This is a genomic window from Acinetobacter boissieri (genome assembly GCF_900096955.1).
In the GTDB taxonomy this organism is placed as follows: domain Bacteria; phylum Pseudomonadota; class Gammaproteobacteria; order Pseudomonadales; family Moraxellaceae; genus Acinetobacter; species Acinetobacter boissieri.
Genome location: NZ_FMYL01000012.1, coordinates 66,124 through 76,133, shown reverse-complemented (window position 1 = coordinate 76,133; position 10,010 = coordinate 66,124). Strand labels below are relative to the sequence as shown.

The 10,010-nt window shown below is 37.4% G+C and carries 7 protein-coding genes; 4 read left to right on the top strand and 3 right to left on the bottom strand.

From position 1 onward, the window contains the following. Nucleotides 1-103 precede the first annotated feature (103 nt). From BLS38_RS11655 to BLS38_RS11645, 3 genes are read right to left on the bottom strand one after another with little or no spacing between them, the layout of a single operon-like run. On the bottom strand, nucleotides 104-1,000 hold the full coding sequence (locus BLS38_RS11655; protein WP_092749788.1) for a hypothetical protein: 897 nt from the start codon (nucleotides 998-1,000) through the stop codon (nucleotides 104-106). A gap of 1 nt (nucleotide 1,001) precedes the next feature. Next, on the bottom strand, nucleotides 1,002-5,705 hold the full coding sequence (locus tag BLS38_RS11650) for a DUF6531 domain-containing protein (RefSeq protein ID WP_092749786.1): 4,704 nt from the start codon (nucleotides 5,703-5,705) through the stop codon (nucleotides 1,002-1,004). Nucleotides 5,706-5,714: 9 nt separating this feature from the next. Beyond that, entirely contained in the window at nucleotides 5,715-6,803 is a 1,089-nt protein-coding gene (locus tag BLS38_RS11645) for a TadE/TadG family type IV pilus assembly protein (protein WP_244518299.1), read from the bottom strand. A 119-nt stretch (nucleotides 6,804-6,922) separates the two neighbouring features. Here BLS38_RS11645 and BLS38_RS11640 point away from each other — a divergent pair, with 119 nt between their 5' ends. From BLS38_RS11640 to BLS38_RS11625, 4 genes are read left to right on the top strand one after another with little or no spacing between them, the layout of a single operon-like run. Beyond that, entirely contained in the window at nucleotides 6,923-7,189 is a 267-nt protein-coding gene (locus BLS38_RS11640; RefSeq protein ID WP_092749784.1) for a Flp family type IVb pilin, read from the top strand. Nucleotides 7,190-7,211: 22 nt separating this feature from the next. Further along, entirely contained in the window at nucleotides 7,212-8,564 is a 1,353-nt protein-coding gene (locus BLS38_RS11635) for a Tad domain-containing protein (RefSeq protein WP_092749782.1), read from the top strand. 14 nt (nucleotides 8,565-8,578) lie between these two features. Next, nucleotides 8,579-9,307, top strand: coding sequence for a hypothetical protein (locus tag BLS38_RS11630; protein WP_092749780.1), 729 nt, complete (start codon nucleotides 8,579-8,581; stop codon nucleotides 9,305-9,307). After that, nucleotides 9,304-9,939 carry a hypothetical protein gene (locus tag BLS38_RS11625; RefSeq protein WP_092749778.1) on the top strand — a complete coding sequence of 212 codons (636 nt, stop codon included), beginning with the start codon at nucleotides 9,304-9,306 and terminating at the stop codon, nucleotides 9,937-9,939. The genes BLS38_RS11630 and BLS38_RS11625 overlap by 4 nt, the downstream gene beginning before the upstream one ends. Nucleotides 9,940-10,010 lie beyond the last annotated feature (71 nt).

Here is a 10,010-nt window from a genome sequence, read left to right as displayed (position 1 = left end):
CTGGGCGAGTGTCAGTAATTTCTCCAAGTTCATCAATCATCATCTCTAATCGCGCTAAAGACATTTTTACTTTCCTTTATTTACACAGTTCAAATGAAATAAATCAAGGAACTATTTCGTCATCACCTATCTGCTGTAAAACTTGTGTCCAATTATCTTCAACCTCTTTTTGCTCGATATACTTCCATCGTAAAACCGCCAAACGTAACCGAATCAAATCCATATCTGTTGAAACAAACCATAAATCAGCACGGTCATAACCTTTTTTATAGTCATATTTATCATCTAACATCCAACGATATCCTTTAATGACATCAAATGGTTCATCAAAAAACGTTTTTAATTCATCTTGGCTTAAATCTTGTTGTTGTAGATGATCAATCAAGGCTTTTGTCCATTCATAAAACCTCTTGACCCATTTAAAACGTTTTTTTACTGCAATGGCTTGAGCCGCTGTATCTAAATCTCCTGCAATCACTAAATCCCACACCGCAATCAGATACCAACTTTGATTATAATCATCATCCCACTCTGTGTAATCTGGGTTAAGACAATACTCGAATAAAATTTTGCTATGCTGATTGAGTACAGCAGTATCAATCTCCTTATTGTGATACCAAGCCGTGCTATAGGCATGTAAAATTGCAATGGATGAATAATAAAGTGGTTGTAGGTCTTGAGGCCAATGCTGATTGTGCCAATTGGGATGTTGACGATCTAAAACCAGTTCAGCACGTCGAATTGCACATTCTAAATAAGCCTGCTGTAAATCAAAATGATGGCGCGTAAAAGCAAAAGTTAGGGCATCCATAATATAATTAGTTATATTCATATCTGGCTTACGACTACTCATCATATCTTCTATGTAGTTGCTTTGTTTTTCTACCAATGACTTTTTCATATACTCTAAATCGCGCTTAATGCGGCGATCATAAGCCTGTTGCCAATTTTGTGGTGGCTCTATTTTTTGAGGTTGTTTCTTTTTAAATAAACCAAACATTTTATTTGCTCCTCAGTACAAGGGGTAAAGTTTCTGGTATCACCACCAATTCGGTCAGTGGTTTACCCGTATTGTCTTTAAAAACATTCAGAACCGAAGGGGGCACAATCGTTCTGGATGACACATACAACTCGGTTTCATATAACTCTTTATCTATTTGATACATTACAGACTCTAATTGCTCTTTAGTAATTAGACCTTCTTTTTCTGCTGTTATCATTCTTCGTTTAACTTCATCTGTATTTCTTTTGAAGTTTACATTACCTGTCGTTCCACCACCAAAAGAAGTAATGGGACCCTGTTTGTCTGCGGTGGACTTTGCCTCTACCAAAACCAACTTACCATCGGGTCGAATATAGGCATAATCTAGTCCATTACGACCACGTTTCGGTTCAACACCATAAATCGGATGCTTTTCTGCATGAATATATTCTTGCACACGTTCCTCAAAAATATCCCCTTTAAGAATACACCACCTTCCTTTTTTACAGGGATTTTCTTTTGATAGTTCTGGTTCTTGCCATGTATATTTTTCACCTGCTTGAGAACGTTTAATGCTATTGCCATAGCCATCTTTGACAGGGTCTAAAGCAATGGTCGTTTGTGGAGTAACTTTTTTATTAAAGCGTTTTAATCTTTCCGTAGCTTTATTTAAGTATTCATTGAGCTTATCAATTTTAAATAAAGATTTTGCCTCATCTGCTAAGCTCGGAATTTTTTTCATAAGAGGCGCAATCTTTGCTGCCCCTTTTGCGATAACTGCGCCTTCTCCAATACTCGCAGCAGCTTCTACCAATCCTTTTGAAAGCGTTTTACCCGCTTTGTCTAAATCTGCATCACAGGTTGATGTATAAACATCGTAGCCAAACTTTCCAATACTCCATCCAAGCTGAAATGCACCATAAAGTGCAAAAATCGGTAAAGCTTTCGCAGCAGCAGCTACCACAAATGCATCTACTGCCTCCCCAACACCGATGAAATGTAGAGCAGCCCAAGTTGAAAAAATTATTGCGGTTGCTTTAATCGTCTTTTCACTGCTCACAAAATTTAGCAGTTCTTGACCTACTTCTGACATAGATGATGGCAGTGAAGTTACAGCAACCTTGATAGCAATAAAAAACTTGTCAGCAAAAGTTTTATCTTTAAATTCAGGCGCTAATCCCAAGCTATCTTTAAGCTGATGCGGTTGTCTCAGCGCAAAATCGTACAGATTCGGTCCAGCGGCTAAACCCAATGGGTCAGGGGTCAAATAGCGCTCATGCTTGGCATCAAAATAACGGTTGGTATTGTAATGAAGATGGGTTTCTTGATCGAAATACTGATTTGAACCTCTGAGGTTAAACTCAACGTGGCCTAAGCGATTGTTTGTTGTCGGTGAAGCATATAAGTAATCGCTTAATTGTGCTTGCCAAACTACTTTTCGGTTGCGGTCTGTCAATGCAATCGGGGCATCACGATGGTCGACATGCACATAATACAATTCCCCCTGATCAATCATCGCTACAGGGGTCTGGTTCATCCAAACATAGCTTTTTTCGATGGTGCCTTTCGCATTTGCTTCTGCAACCAATACCTGCCCATCATAAAAGCTATAGGTGGTCTTGGCTGTTTTCCCAACCGTTTGTGTGGTGGTTTTCTTTAAGCGTTGTCCAAATAGGTTGTATTTATAACTTGCGATGGTAAATTGATGACCATCTTGTAAAGCATCAACCTTATTTAAGCGGTTGAGGCTGTCATAACTAAACAACAGAATACGCCCATCATCTTCAAGCCAGCGCTGTCTGCCCAATGCATCAAATTGTGCCCCATAGTTCATCTGTTGTTGAAAGGCTGTCTGACCTCTCGGTGTAGGTAGCGGTAAAATCGTTTGTACTGTTTGAACGGGATCAAGTAGGTTAATCAGCTTTTGTGAAAAGCGGATCGGATGTTGTAAGGGTGCTGTTTGACCGAGTGTGGTTTTTTGATCAGCGGTGTACGTGTTGTAAGTGTCTTCGTTCTCCCATGTGGTCTCTCCCGTATAAGGGTTTCCTGAGTGGATGATGTTGCCATATTGGTCTTTACGGGTTTGATGAATAAGTCCATTGCCAAAGTAATAACCACGCTGAGAATAAGTGTCTTGTGCGGTATTTAATCCCCCCACAATGGTTTGTGTTAGGAATCCTTTTTTTAGTTCGATAGATGCAAGCAGTCCAGCTTTGGATTCAGTGGCCGTGCGATATTGGTAGAGGAGTTTTTCTTGGTTAGGTAGGGTCTTTTGGATCAGTTGCCCTTGTTCGTTGTATTGGTAGTGAATGGTCTTTTGTAAGCCATCAATCAAATATTGATGCTCAAGCAGTTGCCCTTGATCATTATATTTAAAGCGTTCTTCGCCAGCACGGTATTTGATTTGGACGGGTTTATTCTGCGCACCCCAAATGATATAGCCATGTTCATCTTCTTGCTGCTGGGCATTTTTGGCAAGAATCTCAATGATTCGACCTGCTTGATCGCGCTGATAAGTCGTTTGACTACCATCTGTGAGTGTTTGCCCAATAATCAAGCCTTGATCGTTATATTGGTAACGGGTTGTTCCTGTGACGGGGCTGATCACTTCAACCAAGTCGCCAAAGTCATTGTATTGATAGCGTGTGATCCGTCCTTGCCCATCAGTCTGTTGTTCTGCTTGAATCGGACGTTGCCAATCAAGATCGACTATTGAAGCAACCATACCTTGCAAATCACTCAGTGTTCTTGAGGGTAGATTCGGTCGTGTTACAGATTGATTGGTTGCTATTTGCTGAGGTTGTTCTTGTTGATTAAAGTCATGGGTTTGATCAATCTCACCTTTCGGGGTCAATAACTGTGCCTGTGTAACCACACCATCGTTGTTTTTAATTAATTTGATTTGATTGTTTTGTTGGTCTGAAATGCTTTCTAATTGTTGGTTATTATCGTAACCAAATTGTGTTTTTTGTCCTAAATCATTCAGGATACTTTTGATTTGACCTGTTTGGGTATACGTGAGCGTGGTTGTACCTTGAACCGTCGTAATTTGAGTGATGTTTCCATGAAGATCATAAGCGAGTGTATAGGTTTTTCCATCAATGTCTCGGTAGACATTAATTCTTCCCAAATCGTCATATTTGAAATTTAAATGCAATTGATTTGGATAAATCACCTGTGAGATACGCTGACTATCGCCTTCGTATATATATTCAACGTGATTGACACCCCTTTCCCAACCAAGACGGCCAAGGGAATCATAACCATAGTTCTTTTCTCGACTCAGTTTTTCACCAAAAGGGGAGTATCCTGTTTCAGTGATTTGAATGAGCTGTCCTACGCCATTGTAGTGGTATTCTTTTTGGTATTGTTGGCCTGCAAGAACACTGCTTCTTGTCTCTTGTGCCAATTTTGTTTGTGCTTCTGCAAACGGTTTTTCGATCTGAATATAACGATAGTTTGTCGTGGAAAGGACTTTGTTATTTTCTAGTGTTGTTTTAGAAATCAGGTTACCTGATTGATCATACTTAAAGGCTAAACCTTGCTGAGTGATTAAGTCTAAAACCGATGTGATATGACCGTGTTCATCATATTGATAGGTCTTATTTAAGGTATGACAGCTAGAACAGCCTGCACCACGAACGTCTAGCAAATAGTATTGTGTGCCCATAATGCGATAACGATACGTGGTTTGCTCACCAAGGGCATTGGTGACCACATTTGTATAAATTGGACTGAGCTTTTGAGCTGTGTTTTTAACTGTTGGGTCATAGCTGATGTGTACGCGCCCAATACCATTGGCATGTTCACTGACAATGGCGCGGTTCCACTGATCATAACTCCATCGGGTTTCGAGTTGCCATTGCTGGAGATTTGAGTCGAGTCGCCATTTTGAAGTCAGTTGGTGGGGGAGTTTACCTTGATAAGCGTATTTGAGACGCGCCCCATTGGGATACACCACTTGAACCAAGTTATTGTTTCGATCCAGAAAGTACTCATATGCACCCACCGGTGTGGTGACAGTAATTTGAGGTAAGCCGTATTTGGTGTATTGGTAACGCCAGCTCAAAGCATTACCTCGGGCATTTTCTACACGGGTTAAGCGCTCTTGTTGATCATAACGTAAGGTGTAAATGGCTTCTTTTTCACTACGAACTTGAACTAAATGGCCAAGTTGTGGGTCTTTTGCAACCGCTTCAAAATGATAGGTCGTGTGCGATTTATGCCAAACCCAACCCGATCCATCAATGCGTCTTTCAACCCAACCCTCTTTGGAATCTTGGGATAAGCCACGAATCACATAGCTTTGGTCTTGCATCGGGATTTTTGTTTTTATAAAGTTGATTCGTTTGCCAGTTTCTAAACGAACTTGAATGATATCGGGTTGTTCATAGAGTTTAATATCAAAAGAGCTGTACCATCCATATCCCATTGCGGTGGATGCTTGACTTTGGCTATTGTAATAGCGTGAAAAGGATAGGCCTTCATAAGCAGGCGGGGCTTTAAAGTCATCTACTTGCTCAAACTTATTACCATTCAGCACATTGATGGGGTTACCCACCCCGGTATCAATACCTCCACAAGCATAGGTCGGCCCTTCACTTTGTGTAACAATGGCAAAAGATGATTGGGTATTACAGTTGCTTAAGTCAACGGTGCTTGCAGATACTTTACTAAAAAATATAAAGGTAAAAAATATAAATAAAACTGAATGAATATGCATGTGATTTACTTAATAAAAGTTAGAGATTGTTGAGCCAGATGAACAACTGATAATATTTTCAGTATCTCCAACGATACTGTTTGTTTTCTTACCCAAATGCCCAGTTGATGAACTATTGCCTATTAGCCCTTTTGCAAGATCAGACCCTATGTTCGCCATGCCTCGAAAGTCAGTTGTATCTTGTTTCAGTTTTTCAATTTCATCATGAGTCAGTCCATCGACAATACCATCTAACAAACCTTCATCTTTCTGTCCAATTTGCCACTGCATAGAACGATTTGAGATAATTCGATCTACTAAGTCTTGACCAATCAAATAACCTGTACGATTTACTGTATTTGTAGGTAGTCCTCCTTCTATTGCGGGAGAGAGCATTTGTGCGCTTGTATCGACAACAATAGGAATTCTCCCAGCAGCTAAGATTCTTATACTTGCAGCGTCTCTATCACTTCCAAAAAAAGCAGTGATTGAACTGAATAAGTTTTTCATCAACGGGATTCGAGGCTCATAACCATAAACAAATCTAAGTTTGAGTACATTTGCATCTTGGATATTCTGTTTAGATTTCGTTTTTACTGCGTCATCTTTTTGATCTAAATCGTCATTAGGGATAATTCGGACATTTACCTTATTTTTAATTTTGTAAGCTTGAGCGAGAGTTGGATCGTTCCAATCATCAAACGACGCTTTTGATGGGTTAACCATATGAATATGAATAAATGCAGCTTCAGATTTTTTAATAGTCTCTTTTAATATTTTTCCGTTAGTTGCAATAGTGACAAGATTTGGATTATTACCACTTAACGGACCTGAAGAAAAAGGGCTAGAAATGTGTACATCTCCAGGTAAAAATATTCCTGATGATGAAAAATAAGGAACTAAACCTTTAAAAAAAGCATCTTGAATACGTGCAGGATCTGCATTGTAAATTGCCCCAGCTCGTGATGCTTCGTAAGCAGCATAGGTAAGATTTAACTTTGCATTATAAATTAAACCATACTGTATCCCTATTAAGCTTAAGAATAAAACTAATGGTGCAATAACAATGAATTCTGTTATAGAAACACCTTTATGTTTTATTAATGATAAATATTTCACTTTATTTTCTATAAATGTTGACTTTGATTTATTATAATATAAAATTACAAAATATGTACAGTTATACTTAAAAAATACATAATTGTCTAAATTTTTACTAAGATATGGAGACTTAAAGAATGCTCAATATAGGTTTGAAGAAGAATGCACGTGGTCAAGGTATGACTGAATATATTATTATTGTTGCGCTTATTGCCGTAGCAGCGATAGGTGTATTTAGATACTTTGGTAACACTGCACGTGCACAAGTGGCAGTAGCAGCAGCTGAGCTAGGTGGTCAGGATTCTAAAACAGCTCGAACTGGTGCAACGAGTAACGGTACAAAAGCTGTAACTGAAGGGACAACAAATAAAACCTTGAATAATTTTGAACAGCAGAAACAATAATCCAACAGAAGTTACTGTAGCTATGCAAAATTTTCAAAGAGGTCAGTCTACTATTTTAATTTTAGTATTTTCACTCATTTTGATTATTACATTCATTTTTGTATTTAATACATCTAAGATGCTCTCTGAAAGACAACAAATAAAAATGATTGCTGACCGTACAGCATATGCTACAGCAACACGTCAAGCACGTTTGTTAAATTTAAATGCCTACATCAATCGCATTCAAATAGCAAATCAATTGGCTATTGCTCAAGGAGTCAGTACGGCTTCTTGGGCTAAATATGCTTCTAAAACCTCAGAAAATCTCAGTACAGCAACAACGTTATTCCCTCCTTTATCCGCTGCTTTTGAAAGTATGGGATCTGGGTTAAGTGAATTCTCTGATGGGTTGGGTGTATACATTAAAGCTTATGGGATTGAAGTAAAAGCTATCGAGGAATTGCAAGAAGGCCTCAACCTAACAGCAAATCTTAGTATATTGGCAACACCACAAGAATTTGTTAATCAATCTTCAGCTGACTATAAAGCTAATTTAATCGTATCTCAGTCTAAATTACCTATTAGTATTATTAAAAAGTATCAAGATCGTGAAAGGCAACGTATGGCTGATATTGTTTTAAGTTCTGCCGATGAATTTATTACAAATAGAAGTAAAAACAATATCTTACCTGGTTTTGGTGTACCAAAAATTGATTTTTACCGTATTCATAAAGCTGGGGGAACTGAGCTGATTAATCTCAATGAATGGAAAGGTGTTGATACTTTATCTATTCATCACGAATATATTTATTTCAAAAGACTTAGACTCCGTCACGGACACCAAGAAATTCCGATTGGTTGGGGAAGTGCTGCGATAAGTAATGATGGAAAAGATAGAGCAACGAATAGCGGAAGTTATGGCGGTGCTAGTGGTACTAACCCAAATGCAAGAAATCGAGCTGAATCATATAGACCTAATTGGGATGTTAAAAGAACAAGAAGTAATGTTTCGGGTGTTGGCATTCCAAACTTCTATGAACTCAAAGATATACAAAATAAAAATCCAATTTTCCCTTTAGTTATTAGTCTTAAAAAACAAAAAGAGCATCTTACAACAGTAAATAGGAACAGTAACTTACACATTGGGCCAAAACTTGCTTTATTAGATAATTATGACGAGCTAAATCAGAAAGCTTTATCTAATGGAGATATGAGAGCTATTACAACAGCCGAGGTTTATTTTCAACGTCCTTGGAATATGGAGGTACAGCAAAATAGTATTAACCATGAAATAGGATCATTATTTAGTCCTTATTGGAAAGTAAGACTCAATGATGATATGACGCTGACTAAACGTGCTACAGCTTTTCTCGAAGCAGTATCTCTTTATTAAATGGATATTTTATTATGCTAAAAAATAAACATTCAGGTCAATCTATTACAGAGTTTGTTATTGCTTCAGGCGTGTTGGTGTTTTTTACGATTTCAATACCTATGATTGCAAAATTAGGTACTGTAAAACTAAAAACAGAGCAGGCAACTAACTATGCAGCATGGAGGGTTAATAAAGGACTGGTGAAAGATGAAGACACTTTATCTAATGAGATTAGCCAACGTTTTTTTGCACGCACCGGTGCAGACGTGCTTACAAATAGAAATGCAGATTGTGATGATGCTGAAGGACAAGATATGTCTGGGAAGTCTTTAGTAAATTGGACCAGTGTACAAGCTAAGCTAGAGAGTCAATCAGAAAGATATAAATTAGATCCAATAAAAACAACTGGCAACTTGTTACCGAATTTACGCTCCAATGGCCAATCCTCTGTAAAACTGCAAGTTCCTATCAATTTCTCATTTGGCCCTGCTTTGGATGTACTCATTCCTTCAGCATCGAACTTCACTTTAGAGTCATCTGCCACAATATTACGTAATACATGGCAAGCAAATAATACTGAAGAAATTAAAAACAATGTTAAAAAATCTAGTTTTTTAAAACCTTATGAGACAATACAAAAGACAATTAATCAAACCTACAATGCTGCTGTGGCCTCTATGGGGTTTGAGAAAAAAATTCAAAAAGATGCCATATATAAAATGGATATTGTTCCTTCCGATCGAAAGGAAAAAATCCAATGAGTATCTACAAAAAAATATTTTTTATTATAATTTCTACAATGACTAGTATTACGAATGCTAAGAGCTGTTTAAGTAAAGATTTAATCGATAATAGCTTTACTATAACACCTATTGGAAACCAAGTTATTCTGAATAATAAATCAGTAGAACTTAAACAGGTTTTATCTTCTAACTGTAGTGTTGAATGTTATATGCAACAACTGAGTAAGAAAGGTTTTGGCGTTTCAAAACAAGGACATTTACTTTATATTCATGAAAAAAAAGGTATCACACTTGAAATTTTAAACGAATCTAAAAACTCATTTCAAGGACGTTTAATATGTCAAACGGAAGAAAAATTTAAATTATTAGAGCTACCTCCACTTTTTAGTGGGCAGCACCACTCTAGTGATTTACAAAGTACTGATGGAAACCATATTAGTCGGACTATTTTTTTTAAAAATATTAACAAAACTGTTTTATCACGTCAGCTTGCTATCTTTAGTAAGGAAGCTCAGGAGTCAGATATTCAGAAAAATTTTGCTTATTTCTTATTCCCTAACTCTAGTGAAGTCTATCTAACCTATAACGAATCTGCGACGTCCAAAGATGTCGTTGCTATATATAAAAAACCTAGGAATAACAATGATTAAAATAAAAGGTAATATCATGAGTGAATTTATTATTGGTTTGGTTTTTGTATTTTTCATGTTGAACTTAAGTA

Coding starts and splice junctions, on each gene's coding strand:
- BLS38_RS11655 (WP_092749788.1), bottom strand. CDS start 1,000: ATGTTTGGTTTATTTAAAAAGAAACAACCTCAAAAAATAGAGCCACCA.
- BLS38_RS11650 (WP_092749786.1), bottom strand. CDS start 5,705: ATGCATATTCATTCAGTTTTATTTATATTTTTTACCTTTATATTTTTT.
- BLS38_RS11640 (WP_092749784.1), top strand. CDS start 6,923: ATGCTCAATATAGGTTTGAAGAAGAATGCACGTGGTCAAGGTATGACT.
- BLS38_RS11635 (WP_092749782.1), top strand. CDS start 7,212: ATGCAAAATTTTCAAAGAGGTCAGTCTACTATTTTAATTTTAGTATTT.
- BLS38_RS11630 (WP_092749780.1), top strand. CDS start 8,579: ATGCTAAAAAATAAACATTCAGGTCAATCTATTACAGAGTTTGTTATT.
- BLS38_RS11625 (WP_092749778.1), top strand. CDS start 9,304: ATGAGTATCTACAAAAAAATATTTTTTATTATAATTTCTACAATGACT.